This is a genomic window from Mesorhizobium sp. P2_C4, from assembly GCF_056404575.1.
Genome location: NZ_JBFUDT010000003.1, coordinates 720,324 through 738,267, shown reverse-complemented (window position 1 = coordinate 738,267; position 17,944 = coordinate 720,324). Strand labels below are relative to the sequence as shown.

At 64.0% G+C, this 17,944-nt stretch carries 11 protein-coding genes; 8 read left to right on the top strand and 3 right to left on the bottom strand.

Annotated features, from left to right (window positions below; genetic code table 11):
• Positions 1–72: 72 nt before the first annotated feature.
• The 5 genes from AC1DX6_RS16185 (at position 73) to dusA (ending at position 12,907) form a co-directional block, all read left to right on the top strand.
• Complete coding sequence (locus AC1DX6_RS16185; protein WP_477314950.1) at positions 73–6,954, top strand: hypothetical protein; 6,882 nt, start codon at positions 73–75, stop codon at positions 6,952–6,954.
• 530 nt (positions 6,955–7,484) lie between these two features.
• Positions 7,485–9,545, top strand: a complete 2,061-nt coding sequence (locus AC1DX6_RS16180; RefSeq protein WP_477314948.1) for an SPFH domain-containing protein — start codon at positions 7,485–7,487, stop codon at positions 9,543–9,545.
• 198 nt (positions 9,546–9,743) lie between these two features.
• On the top strand, positions 9,744–10,115 hold the full coding sequence (locus AC1DX6_RS16175) for a hypothetical protein (protein WP_477269715.1): 372 nt from the start codon (positions 9,744–9,746) through the stop codon (positions 10,113–10,115).
• A 184-nt stretch (positions 10,116–10,299) separates the two neighbouring features.
• Positions 10,300–11,802 carry a winged helix-turn-helix domain-containing tetratricopeptide repeat protein gene (locus AC1DX6_RS16170; protein WP_477314946.1) on the top strand — a complete coding sequence of 501 codons (1,503 nt, stop codon included), beginning with the start codon at positions 10,300–10,302 and terminating at the stop codon, positions 11,800–11,802.
• Positions 11,803–11,899: 97 nt separating this feature from the next.
• Entirely contained in the window at positions 11,900–12,907 is a 1,008-nt protein-coding gene (gene dusA, locus AC1DX6_RS16165; protein WP_477314944.1) for a tRNA dihydrouridine(20/20a) synthase DusA, read from the top strand.
• 5 nt (positions 12,908–12,912) lie between these two features.
• On the opposite strand, the gene AC1DX6_RS16160 is transcribed toward dusA, so the two are convergent.
• Together AC1DX6_RS16160 and AC1DX6_RS16155 are read right to left on the bottom strand one after the other, a co-directional pair.
• On the bottom strand, positions 12,913–13,617 hold the full coding sequence (locus AC1DX6_RS16160; RefSeq protein ID WP_477314942.1) for a TIGR02281 family clan AA aspartic protease: 705 nt from the start codon (positions 13,615–13,617) through the stop codon (positions 12,913–12,915).
• A gap of 13 nt (positions 13,618–13,630) precedes the next feature.
• Entirely contained in the window at positions 13,631–13,864 is a 234-nt protein-coding gene (locus tag AC1DX6_RS16155) for a DUF1289 domain-containing protein (protein WP_477314940.1), read from the bottom strand.
• Positions 13,865–14,050: 186 nt separating this feature from the next.
• Here AC1DX6_RS16155 and AC1DX6_RS16150 point away from each other — a divergent pair, with 186 nt between their 5' ends.
• Positions 14,051–15,049 (top strand): nicotinate-nucleotide--dimethylbenzimidazole phosphoribosyltransferase, encoded by a 999-nt coding sequence (locus AC1DX6_RS16150; protein WP_477314938.1) that lies wholly within the window; start codon positions 14,051–14,053, stop codon positions 15,047–15,049.
• Positions 15,050–15,054: 5 nt separating this feature from the next.
• Here AC1DX6_RS16150 and AC1DX6_RS16145 read toward each other — a convergent pair whose 3' ends face one another.
• Positions 15,055–16,578 carry a sensor histidine kinase gene (locus tag AC1DX6_RS16145; protein ID WP_477314936.1) on the bottom strand — a complete coding sequence of 508 codons (1,524 nt, stop codon included), beginning with the start codon at positions 16,576–16,578 and terminating at the stop codon, positions 15,055–15,057.
• A gap of 75 nt (positions 16,579–16,653) precedes the next feature.
• On the opposite strand from AC1DX6_RS16145, the gene AC1DX6_RS16140 reads away from it, so the two are divergent.
• Together AC1DX6_RS16140 and AC1DX6_RS16135 are read left to right on the top strand one after the other, a co-directional pair.
• The gene (locus AC1DX6_RS16140; RefSeq protein ID WP_477314934.1) at positions 16,654–17,277 is read left to right on the top strand and encodes a thermonuclease family protein; all 624 of its coding nucleotides are present in this window, start codon (positions 16,654–16,656) and stop codon (positions 17,275–17,277) included.
• A 55-nt stretch (positions 17,278–17,332) separates the two neighbouring features.
• On the top strand, positions 17,333–17,944 hold the full coding sequence (locus AC1DX6_RS16135) for a glutathione S-transferase (protein ID WP_477314932.1): 612 nt from the start codon (positions 17,333–17,335) through the stop codon (positions 17,942–17,944).

Sequence of the window (17,944 nt, the reverse complement as noted above, 5' to 3'; positions counted from 1 at the left end):
AACTTGACTATGGGTCACCCAGAGTCGGTGATGGGGACGGGTCGAATGCGGATGACCCGGGGGGCCGCGACAATGGCGAAGATCAAGACGGCCAACGAGCCGAAGTTCGGCCGTGGACGCGCATTGCGCGCCGATCGTTTCGGTCCGGGTGCGGTCGCCGCCGTCGCAGCGTCGTTCCTGTTGTTTGCCCCGAATCCGGCGCTGGCCGCCGTCGTCGTGGGCAGCCAGATACACAACCCCGACACCAACGCGCTGGAAACGGTGGTCAAGGACCTCGGTTCGGGTTGGGCGCTCACCGCGGTCACCGTCGGTTCGGTCGTCCATTACAATGCGATCCTGGTCGACGCGCCGGCCGCAGTGGGCAGCACCTATGTCTCCGGGGGCATCACCTACAAGGTCATCAGCTACACGCTGGACCCCGACACCAATCTGATCGTCGACATCAAAGTCGAAAACCAGACCGACAGCAATCATCCACAGACGGTCATCGACGCCTACAAGCCCGATATCTTCGATAATAGCGGCACGGGCGGGTCAGGCCCCGGCAGCGGCACTTCGACCACCGGAAATGGCAGCGTCTTCATCGATCGGAAGACCGGCACGAACGGCGCCGGCGGCAGCAGTGGCTATGGCGTCCATATCGATCTCGGCCTCCTCGGCTCCGTCGACATCGGCTATCCAGGCTCCAATGGCGATCCCGGCGGAACCGGCCCGACCGTCAGCCACACGCTGGTCGCCGGGACCGACGGCCCCTACCACTCGAGCGCGGCGGAGCCCAACACGCCCGGCATCACCGTCGTCTCCATCGGCGGCAATGGCGGCAGCGGCGGCAATTCCTATGGCGGCATCGGCCCCTATGACGGCGGCGGCGCGGGTGCCGGCGGCACTGTCACGCTGATCACCTCGGTCACCATCACCACCGATGGCGACGGCTCGCACGGCATCTTTGCGCTCAGCAAGGGCGGCCAGGGCGGCATGGGCGGCGACAGCTATATCTTCGGCTCGGGCGGCGGCGGCGGTCCGGCGACGACCGGCGGCACCGTTTCGGTCACCAATAGCGGCGCCATCACAACGACCGGCGCCAAGGCCATGGGCATCCTTGCCCAGTCGATCGGCGGCGGCGGCGGTTCGGCCGGCGACAGTTTTGGCGTTGTCGGCGTCCCAGGATCAGCGACGGGGGGCGGCAATGGCGGGCTGGTGACGGTCATCAATAGCGGCGCCATCGAGACCAGCGGCAAAGAATCCCACGGCATCTGGGCCCAGTCGGTTGGCGGCAGCGGCGGCAATGCGGGCGATGCCGGGGGCATCGTCGCGCTCGGCGGCAAGCTTGGCGGCGGCGGCGGGACCGGGACCACGGTTACGGTCAACAACAATGCCGGCGGCAACATCACCACCCATGGCATCGGCGCCTACGGCATTCTCGCCCAGTCGATCGGCGGCGGCGGCGGCGCGGCGGGCGACGTCGGCGGGCTCGTTGCCATCGGCGGCTCGGGCAGCGCTGGCGGTGCGGCCGGCAACGTCGTCGTCACCAATGCCGCCACCATCATCACTTATGGCGGCATCAATCCCGACGCGAACGACACCGGCGCGGATGCGATCGTCGCGCAATCGATCGGCGGCGGCGGCGGCAATGGCTCCAGCGGTGGTGGCCTGGTCGCGATCGGTGGCGAGGGCGCCTCGGGCGGCAAGGGCGGCACGGTCTCAGTCACCAACAACGGCACGCTGATCACCATCGGCGAGCGGGCGCGGGGTATCTTCGCCCAGTCGATCGGTGGTGGCGGCGGCAATGGCGGCGACAGCGGCGGCCTCGTCGCGATCGGTGGCAAGGGCAGCGTCACCAGCAATGGCGACACCGTCACAGTCAACAACACCGGCACGATCACCACCACGGGCACCGCAATCCAGGCGGAGTCGATCGGCGGCGGTGGCGGCGATGGCGGCTCCAGCGTCGGGCTCTTCACCATCGGCGGCAACGGCGGCGGCGGCGGCGATGCGGCCAAGGTCACCGTGAACTCTTCGGGAAAGTTGACCGTAACAGGCACGAATTCGATCGGCATCCTCGCCCAGTCGATCGGCGGCGGCGGCGGCAATGGCGGCGGCTCCTATACGGTCGGAACCGGGGTCGCGATCTCCATCGGTGGCGATGGCGGAAAGGGCGGCGCGGCCGGTGAGGTCGAGGTCAACCACGTTGCGACGGCCGGCGACCTCAGCGGACTCATCGCTTCCGACATCGAGACCTTCGGCAACAAGGGCTATGGCATCCTCGCCCAGTCGATCGGCGGCGGCGGCGGCAAAGGTGGCCTTGCGGTGTCGGTTGCGGTCGGCGTCAACAGTCCGGCCAATCTCAGCATCGCGCTGGGCGGCAATGGCGGCGCCGGCAATGTCGGCGACGACGTGCTCGTCAACTACAAGGGCGACATCACCACCCACGGCATTGGCGCCACCGGCATCTTTGCCCAGAGCATCGGCGGTGGCGGCGGTGATGGCGGCGGCGCGGTTTCGGTCAGCGGTGGCGGCGCAGTCAATCTCAGCTTCAGCATGGGTGGCAAGGGCGGCACCGCGGGCGATTCCCAGACGGTGACCGTCAACACCCAGGGCAAGATCGAGACTTGGGGCCTGCAGTCGCACGGTATCCTCGCCCAGAGCATTGGCGGTGGCGGCGGCAATGGCGGCTTTGCCGGCACCGGCGCGGTCGGCGCGATTTCGCTCGGCGTCAGCCTTGGCGGCGGGGCGGGCATTGGCGGCAAGTCGCAGGCGGTGACCGTCAACAACCACGCGACCATCATCACCCATTCGGACGGCTCGATCGGCATCAACGCACAGTCGATCGGCGGTGGCGGCGGCAATGGCGGCTTTGCCATCGCCGGCACGATCGGTGTCGGCGCGCTCTCGGCGGCGATCGGTGGCGCGGGCGCCGGCGGCAGCACCGGCTCGACCGTCACTGTGGACAATCAGGGCGACATCACCACCTGGGGCATCAAGTCTTTCGGCATCTTCGCGCAATCGGTCGGCGGTGGCGGCGGCAATGGCGGGTCGGCGGTCGCTTTCTCGGCGACGGCTTCGCCCGATCCCGCGGAAATCCCGACGGTCGCGATTTCGGTCGCTGTCGGCGGTGGTGGCGGCGATGGCAGCTATGCCGACACCGTCCACGTCACCAATGGCGGTAACATCATCACCCATGGCGCGGACGCCCATGGCATCTGGGCGCAGAGCGTTGGCGGCGGCGGTGGTGCCGGCGGCTACGCCGCGGCGGGGTCCATCGCGATCGGTCCCGGCGGCACGGTGACCGTCGCGGTCGGTGGCACAGGCGGCAAGGGCGGGACGGGCGGCGCCGTCATCGTCGACGCGGGCAAGGACAGCCTCGGCAACGTCATCGCCGGTTCCAAGATCACCACCTACGGTCTTGGCGCGACGGGCGTGCGGGCGCAGAGCATTGGCGGCGGCGGCGGCGATGGCGGCTTTGCCGTCGGCGTCAATGTCGGCATCAACAACAGCGAAGCGCTGAACATGAACATCGGCGTGACTGTTGGCGGCAGCGGTGGCGCTGCCGGCAACGGCGGTGCCGCCACGGTCAACAACTGGGCCGGAATCCAGACCTTTGCCGACAACGCCGCAGGCGTCTTCGCGCAGAGCGCGGGCGGCGGCGGCGGCGACGGCGGCAATGCCATCACGGGCGTCGCCAGCTGGGCAAATGCGACCAGTTCGAGCGCGCAGAGCGTCAACGTCTCGGTTGCAATCGGTGGCAAGGGCGGAGCGGCGGGCGACGGCAGCGACGTCACCGTCCACAATCACGGCAACATCCAGACCGGTCTTATCCCCACCATCGATCCGAATGCGCCGCTGCCGCTTGGTGGTGAGGCCATCGTCACCGGCAACAGCTCCTATGGCATCTTCGCCCAGTCGATCGGCGGCGGCGGCGGTATTGGCGGCCGCGCCAACTCGATCAACGTGCTGGTCGGCAAGGGCGACGCGCCGCCGGACGCCCAGGTGAACGTGAAGATGTCGGTCGCCGTCGGCGGCAATGGCGGCGGCGCCGGCAATGGCGGCCATGTCGTCGTTACCAACGACGGCTCGATCATCACCAATGGTTCGCTGGCGGATGGCATCTACGCCCAGTCGGTGGGCGGCGGCGGCGGCGCCGGCGGCAACGGCCTGCTCGGCACCGGTGAGCTGATCCCGGTCCCGGCAGCGCTGATCGCAAACGTGCTGTTCGGCAAGACCAAGATGTACAGCGATCTCGGTGTCGCCGTCGGCGGCAATGGCGGCAGCACCGGCATTGGCGGCCTCGTCGAGGTCACCAACACTGGCAACATCACCACGAAGGGCAGCAATTCCAACGGCATCTTCGCCCAGTCGATCGGCGGTGGCGGCGGCGTCGGCGGCAAGGCCAATATCGGCGCCACCGGCACTGTCGGCGTCGGCGGCAAAGGGACCAGCGGCGGCGACGGCGGCATCGTCCATGTCATCAACAACGGCAATGGCAAGATCGAGACCTTCGGCGCCGCCTCCAACGGCATCTTCGCGCAGTCGGTTGGCGGCGGCGGCGGCGTGGCGGGCAATGTCGACCGCGTGCTCGAGCAGGCGATGGGGCCGATCCCGGCGCTCAATCTGGGCATCGGCCTGGCCTTCGGCCAGGGCGGCGGCAATGGCGGCTCGGGCAAGAACGTCACTGTCGAGGGCAACGGGGCGATCATCACCCATGGCTCGTCTTCGGCCGGCATCTTCGCCCAGTCGATCGGCGGCGGCGGCGGCATCCTCGGCACGCTCGGCAACGAGATACCGGTGCTGGGGACGATCACCAACTGGGCCGTCGGCAGCAATGGTGACGCCGGCGACTCAGGCATCGTCCATGTCAACTATGCCGGTACCATCGATACCTATGGCAGCGGCGCCATCGGCATCTTCGCGCAGAGCAATGGCGGCAAGAAGGATGCGACGCAGAACTATCTCGGCAAGGCCGGCAACGTCACCGTCGACCTTGCGGGCTCGGTCGTCACCCATGCGGCTGGCACCAGCGCCATCGTCGCGCAGAGCAAGGCGGTGGAGGGCAATGGCGACGTTGCCATCAACCTCACCAGCACGACAGGCCTGGTGAAGGGTGGCGCCACCGACGCAAATCATATCGGCGTCGGCGTCTGGGTGCTTGACGGCAACAACAACACCATCGGCAACAAGGGCACCATCACCACCGCGAGCGGCACGGCTGGCGGCTGGGCGATCCTTTCCGGCGCCGGCAAGGAGACCGTCACCAATTACGGCACGGTCACCGGCTCCTTCGATCTCGGCGGCGGCGTCAACAGCTTCACCAACATGGCTGGCGCCATCTTCAATGCGGGCGCCGACGCCAAGCTGGGCTTGGGTTATCTCTTTGCCGATAGCGGCTATTTCTCGCCGGGCGGCGACAACAATGTGATGACGACAAACCTCGTCGGCAATTGGAACCAGTCCTCGACCGGCGCCTACAAGCTTGACGTCGACCTCGACCCGGAAGCCGACCTCATCAACGTCACGGGCACGGCGGTCCTTGCTGGCGCTGTCGATCTCAACATCATGGACGCGGCCGCGGCGAAGCCCGGGAGCCAAACGTTCCACATCCTGCATGCCGATGGTGGTGTCACCCACACCGGACTGGAACTCAGTTCGGTCGCAAGCGCGGTCGCGCAATATCAGCTGCAATATCAAGACCCTAACGATGTCTATCTCGGTGTCGACATCACCTTCGCCCCGACAGGTCTGACCGGGAACCAGCTCCCGGTTGCGAACGCTGTCAACGCCATTCAGAGCGACCAGAGCTCGCCGAGTTTCAAGAAGATCGCCGAGGCGCTGTTCTACATCCCGACGGTCGAACAACTCGGCGCCGTCTACGATTCGATCTCGGGCGAGGGGGTTTCCGGGTTCGAGCAACCGCAATTCGGCGCCTATGACAGCTTCTTTGCCTCGATGGGCCGCCAGGCCGATTTCTGGCGCACCGGCCTCGGCACCGACCCGACGGATCACACGGTCACGCCGCAGGGTTATGACGAGCCGGCGAAACCCAAGAAAGATCCGTTCAAGGCGATGCAGCCCGACCAGCGGCGCTGGAGCTATTGGGCGACCGCCGGCGGCAATGGCGGCGAGATCGGCGGCGACACAGCCGTGGGCAGTGCCGGCACCGCCTACAGGGGCGGCAGCCTCGCGGCGGGCATGGAGTCCGCCGGCGATCCCGACATGCTGATGGGCTTCGCGCTGGGTGGCTCGGCGGGTTCATTTGCCGTCGACGACCGCCAGACGTCGGGCAATATCGTCGGCGCCCAGGCCGGCGCTTATGTCGCGCGCAAATGGGACCAGTTCTATATCGACGGCTCGCTTGCCTTCGGCCTCTACAACAACAACATACACCGCGCCGCGGCGGTGCCGGGCTCGAACGCGCCAATTGATCCGGTGGCAGGCATTACGGCTGAAAACTGGCGCAGCAATTTCCTGAGCGCCGGCTTTGGCACCAACATCGAGGCCGGCTGGCGCCAGCAGGTTGGCGAGGGGGCCATCACGCCTTTCGCCGGGCTGCAGTTCGCTTTCCTGTCGATGGACTCTTTCGATGAAACGTCGCTCGGCGGCGGCGGTTTGGGCCTAAGCTTCGACAAACGCATCATCACCTCGCTGCCGGTGTCGCTCGGCCTGCAGCTCGACACCACAATCAACCTCGGCGACAGCGGCAACTCGCTCCAGGCCTGGGGCCGCGCGGCCTGGGTGCACGAATTCCAGCCCGACCGCTCGGTCAAGCCGAGCTTCCAGGCGGCGCCCGGCTATCCGTTCGTGATCGAAGGCGCCGCTGCCGCTGAAGACGCCGTCGCCGTCAATGCCGGCCTGAAGGTGAACTGGAGCAACAAGACCTCGATGTTCGCCGCCTTCGACGGCAAGTTCGGCGAGCGCGTGCAGACCTTTGGCGGCAATGTCGGGTTCAAGGTGGACTGGTAGGGATTGGAAAAGGCGCCGGATCGAGGCCCGCGTGGCGTAAGGCGTAAATGCGCGTTGGTATCGGCTGTTAAGGAAGCTAAGCCGAGGAAGCGTTCCAGTTCCGCGCCCGCTCCTCCCTCGCAACCCGACGCAGCCGGTGTCAGATCGGGAGGCCGACGGTTCTAACCCGTCAAGAGCGCCATTTTCGCGCTCTTGCCCATTTGTAAAAGCCAACCACGCTTTCGAAATAGCGGTGGAAATACTTTTACGATTTCCGCGCGGACTATCTTTAAACCTGTTGGCGCGATACCTACGTCATTACTTGTAGTGTCTATCAAGGCAACACAGATGTGAGATAAGTCACGGCCACGCCGCCCCCACTGGGGACTCGGGACGCGCGGTCATTTTCCCATACAATGAGCAGCCCAAACGTTCGGCACGCCGTTGAGTGCGTCGAGCGCATCGGCGCGCGATCTCCCCGCCTCATCAATTAACACCAACCGGGTAGCCCTCGGGTGAACGAACCCGCGCGCCCCTACAGGAGAGAAGAGATGGACGCCCTACAATATCTCGGCCCGATCGAATGGACGGCGATCGAGGTCGCCGTAACAGTCATCGTGCTGGCAATTCTGCTCCGGTGGAGCGGCGTGGTCCGCTACATCCCCAACGACAGGCTCGGCATCCTGGAAAAACTATGGAGTTTTCGCGGCTCCATCAGCAATGGCTTCATTGCACTCAACCGTGAGGCAGGCTACCAGCCGGAAGTCGTGCGCGGTGGCCTGCATTTCTTTATGCCGTTCCAATATTCGATGCATCGCGCCAATCTTGTCACCATCCCGCAGGGGCAGATCGGCTATGTCTTTGCCCGTGATGGCAAGCCGCTGCCTCCGACGCAGACACTTGCTTCTAACACCGAAGCCGATGATTTCCAGGATGTGCGCGGCTTTCTCGAAAAAGGCGGGCAGAAAGGACCGCAACGCAAGATCTTGCGTGAAGGCACCTATGCCATCAATCTCGCACAATTCATCGTGCTGACTGCCCAGTCGATCTATTCCGTCAATCTGGGTTCGTCGGAACAAAGCCTTTTTTCCAATATGTCCAGCATGATCGCGGAGCGGGGCGGCTTTGAGCCGGTCGTCATCCATAATGCCGATGACATGATCGGTATCGTCACCATCCATGACGGTCCGGCCCTGCCGGACGGCGAGATCATCGCACCGACCGTCGCCAACGATCCGAACGACCCGAACTTCCACAACAATTTTCAGGACCCGGAGAAGTTTCTAAATGCCGGTGGCTACCGTGGCCGGCAGTTGCAGGTGCTGGCCGACGGCAGCTACTTCCTCAATCGCATTTTCGCGACCGTCGAACTGGTCGAGAAGACCATCATCGACGTTGGCACGGTGGGTGTCGTCGTCTCCTATAACGGCCGCCACGGCACGGATATATCCGGGCAGGCATATCGTCACGGCGAGCTGGTCGAAATCGGCGCACGCGGCGTCTGGTCGACGCCGCTACTGCCAGGCAAGTATGCGTTCAACACCTTTGCTGGCAAAATCATCATCGTGCCGACCACCAACTTTGTGCTCAAATGGACGAAGGAGCAGTTTGGCGAACACAGGCTGGACGAGAACCTGTCTGAAGTGTCGTTGATCACCAAGGATGCGTTCGAGCCTGTGCTGCCGCTCTCCGTCGTCGTGCATATCGACTATATGAAGGCGCCGCTCGTGGTGCAGCGTTTCGGCGACATCAAGCGCCTGGTCGAACAAACGCTCGATCCGATGGTTTCTGCCTACTTCAAGAATATCGCCCAGACAAAGACGCTGATCCAGCTTTTGCAGGAGCGCAGCGATATCCAGCGCAAATCGGGCGAGGAGATGCGCGAAAAATTCAACACCTACAGCCTCGAGCTGCAGGAAGTGCTGATTGGCACGCCCCGCGCTGCCGATGGCCAGAACAGCATAGAGCAGATCCTGATCCAGCTGCGCGATCGCCAGATCGCAGTCGAAAAGGTCGAGACTTATAAATTGCAGGAGAAGGCGGCCATTCAGGAACGCACGTTGCGTGAGAAGGAGGCGCTCGCCGAACAGCAAGCCAAGATCACGACGTCGGCACTTACCATCGAGATCAGTGAGAACGAAGGCAAGGCGCAACTCGCCCGCACCCGCCAGGAGGCGGAAACCATTCAGGTCAACGCCAAGGCAGAGGCCGAGAAGGTGCGCCTCGGCGGCCAGGGCGAGGCCGACATGATCAAGGCTATCGCGCTTGCCGATGCCGAACGCATCAAGGCGACCGGTTTTGCGGAAGCCGAGAAGGTGCGCGCCATCGGCCTGGCGGAGGCCGAGGCCACCGAGAAGAAGGTCGCGGCTTTCGGCGGCCCGGACTATCAGCTCAACGCGCAGGTTCTCATGCGCTTCGCCGAGGCGATCGAGAATGGCAGGCTACCGATCGTGCCGCAGATCCAGATCGGCGCCACCGGTGGCGAGAAGGGAGCTGCCAACGGCCTTGTCGAAATGATGCTTTCGATGCTCGTTGCCGACCGGGTTGGACCGCAAATCGTACCGGATGAGATCCCGGCACCCGTTGAGGAGGAATCCGTTGCGGAGGATTGATTGAAAATGGGCCGGTTGTACCGGCCCATTTCCTTTCCATTTTCGTTCACACTAAGGACCGGCCCACGTCGCCCTCACGCTATTTGCCGACGGCGTTGATGCCCGCTGCTGCCGATTGGCGAACTTCTGAATCTTAGGCTAGGCTATAATAGAGGGCGACTAGTAGGGTCGAGTAGACTGCAAGAAGAGGGGAAGCGCTTGGGTCGCATTTTAGTAACGGTCATCGCAGCAATCTGCTTCACGATTTCGGCTGCTTCGGCCGGGCAGGAAGAGAAAAACATCGATTACTTGGCGCGTATGGCGGATGGCAAATTGCATCGGGCTGCAGCGATTTCAGGCAACATCTATGGCGTGTTGAAAAGGTGCCCGGCGCTGAGCCCAAGCCCAAGTGGAAAAGCCATGATGGCTGTCTCCATCCTTTTGTATCACGGGCTAGACAAACACCTGGCACCTAATCCAGCTAAATTCGAAAGGGCTATCCGCGTGTTTGAAGACGCTTACCGCAAGGCTGCTTTGGGTAAGGTTGATTGCAGGGCCGAGAAGGCCAAGGACCGAGATAGTTACCGGTAGATGTGTCATCGATCCAACACCATGGGGAGCTGTTGCCATAGGCGCGGGCATCTACACCTATCTCAACCGGAATTCAGACTGAGCCACCCGGTGCCTGGGTTGATCTATAGCCTCGAAAGCGACCCTGGGATTTAAGCGGTGCCGAAACTGTTCCGAAAACTTCCGAAACGTCTAGTATGCCCACATGCAGGGGACTCGCATCGCTTTTGGTCCGTTCGTGCTCGATGCCGACATCGGGACGCTCCTTAGAGAGGAGATCCCGATCGCTGTTGGGCATCGTGGGCTGACGCTGCTTGCTGCGCTTACGGCACGGCCCGGTGAGATCCTGACCAAGGCCGAGCTGATGGACGCTGCCTGGCCGGGCACCGCCGTTGAGGAAGGCAACCTTACCGTCCAAATCGCGACACTAAGAAAGGCGCTCGGTCCGGCTGACAACGGCGGCGAGTGGATCGCCACGGTGCCTCGCGTCGGCTACCGCTTCACCGGGACTGTCGAGCCGGTGGCGAGCGCATCCCGCAGACCGACACCACCGTCCGGCAAGCCGTCTATTGCGGTGCTGCCTTTTGCCAACTTGAGCGGCGATCAGGACCAGCAGTATCTCAGCGACGGCATAACCGAGGACATAATTACGGAGCTGGCCAGGTTCCGCTCCCTCCTCGTCATCGCGCGCAATTCAGCTTTTCAATTTCGCCATCCGGCATTGGACATTGCCGAAGTCCATCGCAAACTCGGAGTTCGCTACCTCGTCGAAGGCAGCATACGAAAGCTCGGTGATCGCATTCGGATCACCACACAGTTGATTGACGCCGCCACCGGTACCCACCTGTGGGCGCAACGGTACGACCGGGCCCTGGATGACATCTTCGCATTGCAAGACGAGGTTGCGGCTCTTATCGCCTCGATGGTCGAAGGCCAGGCGGAAGCCGATTCGGCGAGCCGGACCAGACGCAAGCCTCCGGCCGATTGGGATGCATACGACTACTACCTGCAGGGGCGCGCGCACTTCTACCGGTATGAACTGGACAAATCCGAGCCCCTGTTCGTCCGGTGTGTCGAGCTCGATACGACGTTCGCCCAAGGTCACGCCTTCCTTGCGCAGGCCCTCGTCGGCAGATTTTGGTACGACCACGATCCGCGGACGCTACAGAAGGCCTGGGACTCGGCGCGGACGGCGCTCGTTCTCGACAGGAGCGATGGCGTCTGTCACCAGAGCATGGGGCTGGTGCTTACGCATATGCGCCAGCACAGCGATGCGGGCGTGCATTTTGAGCAAGCGCGCTCGTTGAACCCGCTGGACGTGAACATAGCCGGGGACTACGCAAGCTGGCTCAACTACGGCGGACGGGCTGAGACGGCGCTGGACGTGCTCGAAATCGCGCTCCTGCGCGACCCGTTACCTCCGATATGGTTCTGGGAGGTGAAGGGCAGCTCCCTCTTCCTGCTTGGAAGGTACTCGGAAGCCGTCGGTTCGTATCAGAAGGCCGGCGACCAATTCTTTATTCATACCTTCCTCGCAGCGTCATACGCACATTTGGGCGAGACGGAGAAAGCGCGCGCTGAGGTCGAGGAAGCACTGAAGAGGAAACGCGACCTGACTGTCCGGCTGATGTCAGGTCTCCCCTTCGCCGACCAAGTTGCCCTTGAGCTTTTCACGTCAGGCTTCAGAAAGGCCGGCTTTCCCGCGTGAAGGCAGGGTCCAAGGCCAGCTGTGGCTAGGAAAATCGCGCGAAATCACCTAAGTCAGCGAAAAGCCGCAAGGATCGAGGCCGCGGGAGTTCCCGGAAATGCAAGACAAGACAAGCGATTACAAAAGATTCCGGCTTTCCGTTGCCCCCATGATGGACTGGACCGACCGGCATTGCCGGTTCTTTCATCGCCAGCTGACGCGCCGGGCGCTGCTCTACACCGAGATGGTGGTGGCGGACGCCGTCATCCATGGTTCGCGCGAGCGGCTGCTTGGCTTCGACGATGCCGAACACCCCGTCGCCTTGCAGCTCGGCGGTTCCGATCCGCAAAAGCTTGCCGAGGCGGCGCGCATTGGCGAGGCCTTCGGCTATGACGAGATCAACCTCAATGTCGGCTGCCCGTCCGACCGCGTCCAGTCGGGCACGTTCGGCGCCTGCCTGATGAGGGTGCCGGTTCTCGTCGCCGACTGCGTTGCGGCCATGAAGGCCGCGGTGAACATTCCGGTCACGGTCAAATGCCGGATCGGCGTCGACGAGCAGGACCCCGAACCGGCGCTCGACGCGCTGGCGGACGGTGTCTTCGCGGCCGGTGCCGACGCGCTTTGGGTGCATGCCCGCAAGGCCTGGCTGGAAGGCTTGAGCCCGAAGGAAAATCGCGACATCCCGCCGCTCGACTATGACAGGGTCTATCGCCTGAAGGCCAAAAAGCCGAACCAGTTCATCGGCATCAATGGCGGTATTCATTCGCTAGAAGAAGCCCTTCGCCACCTCGACCACGTCGATGGCGCCATGCTTGGCCGCGCCGCCTATCATACGCCCGGCATCCTGGCCGGTGTCGACGCTGCGTTCTATGGCGGCGAACCCGGGGCCTTCGATTTTGCCGCCCCGATCGATGCGATGGCCGACTATGCGGCGCGCCATATCGAGCAGGGCGGCCGGCTCGGTCATGTCACTCGGCACATGGTCGGCCTGTTCCATGGCCTGTCTGGTGCGCGCCGCTACCGACAGATCCTGTCGACCGACGCGACCAGACCCGGCGCGGGACCGGATGTGCTGAAGGCGGCCTTCGCCGCGGTTGATTTCGGCCGCATCGAACAGGCCGCCTGACGAAGTCAGTCGCGCAAAATCATCCGGTCGCCGCGCACGTCGAAGCCCGACAGCGAGCCGATGAAGTTCATGCCGAGCAGGCTTTGGCCGAGCGCGCCGGGTGCGGCGACCATCACCGCCATGTCCTTGCGCACGATGTCGCCGATCGCCACCGTGTCGGTTCTGACAGAGGCGGCGCGCGCCATGCCGTTGGCAGTGGAAACCGGTATGGTGAAGCTCAGCCTGTCCAGATCGAACCCGGCCGCGCGGGCATCTTCGGCGGTCAGCACGATGCTGGTCGCGCCGGTGTCGACCACGGTGCGGATTGCCGTGCCATTGACCATGATGCGCGCCTCGAAATGGCCGCTGTCGGCCTTGTCGAGCGTCACTGTCGCATGGCCGTCCTCGACGCCCAATGCCAGCGGGCTGCCGGGCACGAGGCCGGCCGTTACCCGGCTGGCGAAATCCTGCAATTCGTAGCGGTACTGGTAGCCGGCAACCAACGCCAGCACGATGACGCCCCAGGCGCCGAGATTGCGCGCCATGGCGCCGAGCGGCCGGCCTGATCGAATGAGGCCGGCGCTGATCAGGGCGCCGAAGGCGCCAAGCCAGATCAGCTGGCTGAAATCGTTGTTTTCGATGCCAAAAGTGCTGCCGGCGGAATTGTTGAGCATGAGCAGGACCAGCCCGACGCCGATCGCTATCATCACGATCCAGAACAGCCGGTTCATGCGCGTTGCCGGATCATGAGAGGACGTCGCGCTCGCGCGCCATGCGGCCCCTGCGCGTTTCCCGGCGCGGTCGCCGCTCGACCGTTTCCAGCCTGGCCGGCAGTTCGGCCATCACGGTTCGGCGGCTTTCCGGCGTCATATCGATCCAGGCGCCGATTTCCTCGCGCGTGCGGCCGCAGCCGAAGCAGAAGCCGGTTTTCATGTCGATCGAGCAGACGAGGATGCACGGGGATTCGATGGCCGTCATGACTTTCTCTTGGGGGGTCCGTCTGGAATCCCTCGTTCCATCTCCACATGGTGCAACGGCAAAGCCAATGCAAGCCCTTCGGAATGCGCCGCCGGCAACCGCTTTCGCGCCAATGTCAGGGGAGGTTGTGCAGGCCGGGCAAGGCGGTTATGCCGCTGGTCAATTCCACGGACGATCAGGAACGACATGACCAGCGCGCTGCCCTTCGACGATTTTCGCAATCTGCTGGCGAACCTGCCGTCGGCCGATACAGTCGCGCAAAACAGGGTGCACACCCTGTTTGCCAAAGCCGACAAGCCCAAAAATTCGCTCGGCCGCATCGAAGACATCGCCGCGTGGCTCGCCACATGGAGCGGGCGCGCGCCGCCGGCGGTGACAAGGCCGCTGGTGGCGGTCTTCGCCGGCAATCACGGCGTCACCCGGCACGGCATTTCGCCACGGCCGGTAGCGGCGACCGCCAATGCGGTCGAGCTTTGCGCGGCAGGCGGCGCTGCCATCAACCAGATCTGCATCGCCAACGATCTCGGCCTGAAAGTCTTCGATCTCGCGCTGCACATTGCGACCGCCGACATCACCGAGGACGCAGCACTCGACGAGCGCGGCTGCGCGGCCACCATGGCCTTCGGCATGGAGGCCATAGCCGGCGGCACCGATTTGCTTTGCCTTGGTGATCTCGGCGTCGGCAACTCGACTGTCGCTGCCGTTCTGTGTGCCGCGCTGTTTGGCGGCAGCGGCGCCGACTGGGTCGGGCCTGGTTCCGGCGCCGACGCGGCGATGCAGGCGCGCAAGGCCGCAGTGGTCGACGCGGCAATTGCCCTTCATGGCACTCATCTCGGCGATCCGCTTGAAGCCTTGCGCCGGGTCGGCGGTCGCGAATTCGCGGCGATCGCCGGCGCGATTCTGGCCGCCCGGATGCAGAAGATCCCGGTGCTGCTCGATGGCTTTGCGGCGACCGCCGCGGCCGCCGTGCTGCATGCCGCCAATCCCGCTGCTCTCGACCATTGCCTGCTTGCCGGCCTGTCGCCGGAGCCCGGCCATAAGCGCGCGGCGGAACGGCTCGGCCTGCGCCCGCTGCTTGATCTCGGCATGAGCCATGGCGAAGGGGTAGGGGCGGCTCTTGCCGCGGGCCTGGTGAAAGCCGCCGCGCTCACCAGCTCGGGGATGGCAGCGGCCGTCAAAGCCTAGTGCAATCAGCGACGGCGCGCGGCGACCACCTGGGTCGGCAGCGCCGGCAATTCCTCCATCACCCGGCTCGGTGGGAAAATGGCGATCGCCTCGGTGCCCTCGCGCAGTCTGGAATGGAGCTCGAATTCGCCGCCATGCATGGCCAGCAGGCCCTGCACGATCGGCAGCCCCAGCCCTGTCCCCTGTTCGGCGCTCTTGATGGCGATCGAGCCCTGGCCGAAGGCGGAAAGCACGACCGGAATCTCGTCTTCCGGTATGCCCGGCCCATTGTCCTTGATCGAGATGTACTGTCCGCCTCCAGCAGTCCAGCCGACGCGCACGCGGATTTCGCCGGCGGTTGCGGTGAATTTGATGGCGTTGGACAGAAGGTTGAGCGTGATCTGCCGCAGCGCGCGTTCGTCGGCGAACAGACGCGGCAAGGTGCTTTCGAAATCCTGGACGATGCGGATGTCCTTGTTGCGCGCCTTCAGTTCCATCATGTGGCAGCAATCCTCGACGATGGCGAGCAGCATCACCGGCTCCTCGTTGAGCTGGTAACGGCCGGCTTCGATGCGCGACAGGTCTAGGATCTCGTTGATCAGGTCGAGCAGATGCTGGCCAGACTCGTGCACGTCATGGGCGTAGTCGCGATAGGTCGGGTTGCTCATCGGTCCGAGCACCTCATTGGCCATCACCTCGGAAAAGCCGAGAATGGCGTTGAGCGGCGTCCTGAGTTCGTGGCTCATCGAGGCCAGAAAGCGCGACTTTGCCAGATTGGCGTCCTCGGCCCGCCGCCTTGCCTCGTCCGACATCGATTTCGCCGTCTCCACCTCGGCGATCAGCGCGTCCTTTTCGGATCGGAACGACAAAAGCATCAACGACGAGCGGTTGAGATGGCTGGCGACATAGTCGAAGAACGGCAGGGCGGCGACCAGCAGCCCGACCATGATCGCCTCGACCGGCATCCACAGCTTGGCTCCGGAATAGGCATAGAGCGCCACCGGAATGGCAAAGGTCGCCAGCAGCGCGCCGCGCAGCGACGACGCCATGATGGCGGTTGCCGCCATGGCAAGCAGCAGCACCACCGCCTTGACCACCTGGAACTGGTCGACTTGGCATGCGTCGCAGCCGAGCCAGGCGAACCAGGCCCAACCGAGGCCGCACAGCGAATGGCCTATGAGCAAATCCCTTCGCGTTCGCAATGGGTTGAGCTCGGAAGCTTCAGTGCGTTCGATGCGCCGCGCCATGAACACGACGACGGTGTAGCAGATGAGGCTGAACAGTGCCCAGACGCCGATCTGCTTGCTGTCCATGCCGGCAAACAGCCCAGCCGCCGCGATCGCCAGCACAAGCAAAGGGATGGCAATTGCGCCGCCCACCATGGCGCGCGCGTGCAGCTTCAGCAGTTCGCGGTCGAAATCGGGATTGCCGGCCTGCTGCGAGAGGCGGTCGCGCGTCTTGCGCACCGCGCGCGCCACATCGCTGTTGCGATGGGGTTTCCTGCGGTCCACAATGAATTTATCCGCTGTGTTCGAGCGTAGCAAAGGCATGGAAATTTCAATTCATACGCGCAGCGATTTCAAATTCTTAAGCTACGTTCGAATGATTAAGAGACTGTTTGCCATATGAGCCGTTCGTGGTCGCAAAGGCCTCGCCGGCGATACAATCCGCCGCCGCCGCGCAGCCTGTGGCGCAAGCTGGTGGATTACGGGCTGACGCTCATCCTTCTCGGCCTGCTGATCCTGCTTGCGGCGCGTCTTGACCGGGTCGAGACGCGCAAGGCGCAGGGCACGGCAATCGTCAACGATGGCGATTCGATCACGCTCGGCTCCGAGCGCATCCGCATGCGCGGCATCGACGCCCCGGAATATCAGCAGATCTGCCGCAAGGACGGCACTGATTATCCCTGCGGCAAGCTCGCGCGCCAGTCGCTGGTGCTGCTGATATCAGGCAAACCCGTCTCCTGCAGCGGCTGGCAACGCGACCGCTACGGCCGGCTGCTCGGCGACTGCAAGGCCGACGGCATGGATCTCAACCGCGCCCAGGTGGAGGCGGGATGGGCGGTCGCCTATGGCGATTTCGAGACCGAGGAAGCCGGTGCCCGCGCCGGCAAGGCCGGCATCTGGGCAGGCACCTTCGACGAGCCGCAGGACTGGCGCCAAACCCATCATGACGGGCCATTCGAAAGAAAGCATGGCACGCTGGCTTCGATCGGCGATGCGCTGCGCGAGATTTTTCACTTCTGGTGATACTCAACGCATCGATGAGCGCCCTATGGTCGCGGGGATATCGAGGAGGATGGGAATGAAGCTGTTCGACGGTGGCCGCGCGCCCAATCCACGCCGGGTCAGGGTTTTCCTCGCCGAAAAGGGACTGGAGGTTCCGCTGGTGCCTGTCGATATGGGCGCGATGGGACACAGGCAGGAGCCGGTCAGTTCGCGCAATCCGCTGCAGCGCCTGCCGGTGCTCGAACTCGACGACGGCACCATCATCACCGAATCCGTTGCCATCTGCCGTTATTTCGAGGAGCTGCATCCACAGCCGGCTCTGTTCGGAAAGGGCGCGCTCGGCAAGGCACAGGTGGAGATGTGGCAAAGGCGCATAGAGTTCAATCTGCTCAGCTGCGTCGCGCAGGCTTTTCGCCACATCCATCCGGCGATGAAGGAATGGGAAATCCCGCAGATCCCCGAATGGGGTGAGGCCAACAAGCCGAAGGCGATCGAATTCCTAAAGCTCCTCGACGCCGAACTGGCAAACCGCGAGTTCGCCGCCGGCGACAGCTATTCGATCGCCGACATCACCGGGCTGATCGCCATCGATTTCATGAAGCCGGCGCGCATCAAGGTGCCTGAGGACTGCACCAACGTGCTGCGCTGGCACAGCGCGATTTCCAGCCGGCCGAGCGCCGCCGCCTGA

Excerpts from the sequence above, each read along its gene's own strand:
- AC1DX6_RS16135 (WP_477314932.1), top strand. The coding sequence starts at position 17,333 with ATGAAGCTGTTCGACGGTGGCCGCGCGCCCAATCCACGCCGGGTCAGG.
- AC1DX6_RS16180 (WP_477314948.1), top strand. The coding sequence starts at position 7,485 with ATGGACGCCCTACAATATCTCGGCCCGATCGAATGGACGGCGATCGAG.
- AC1DX6_RS16160 (WP_477314942.1), bottom strand. The coding sequence starts at position 13,617 with ATGAACCGGCTGTTCTGGATCGTGATGATAGCGATCGGCGTCGGGCTG.
- AC1DX6_RS16185 (WP_477314950.1), top strand. The coding sequence starts at position 73 with ATGGCGAAGATCAAGACGGCCAACGAGCCGAAGTTCGGCCGTGGACGC.
- AC1DX6_RS16170 (WP_477314946.1), top strand. The coding sequence starts at position 10,300 with ATGCAGGGGACTCGCATCGCTTTTGGTCCGTTCGTGCTCGATGCCGAC.
- AC1DX6_RS16140 (WP_477314934.1), top strand. The coding sequence starts at position 16,654 with ATGAGCCGTTCGTGGTCGCAAAGGCCTCGCCGGCGATACAATCCGCCG.
- AC1DX6_RS16150 (WP_477314938.1), top strand. The coding sequence starts at position 14,051 with ATGACCAGCGCGCTGCCCTTCGACGATTTTCGCAATCTGCTGGCGAAC.
- dusA (WP_477314944.1), top strand. The coding sequence starts at position 11,900 with ATGCAAGACAAGACAAGCGATTACAAAAGATTCCGGCTTTCCGTTGCC.
- AC1DX6_RS16145 (WP_477314936.1), bottom strand. The coding sequence starts at position 16,578 with ATGCCTTTGCTACGCTCGAACACAGCGGATAAATTCATTGTGGACCGC.
- AC1DX6_RS16155 (WP_477314940.1), bottom strand. The coding sequence starts at position 13,864 with ATGACGGCCATCGAATCCCCGTGCATCCTCGTCTGCTCGATCGACATG.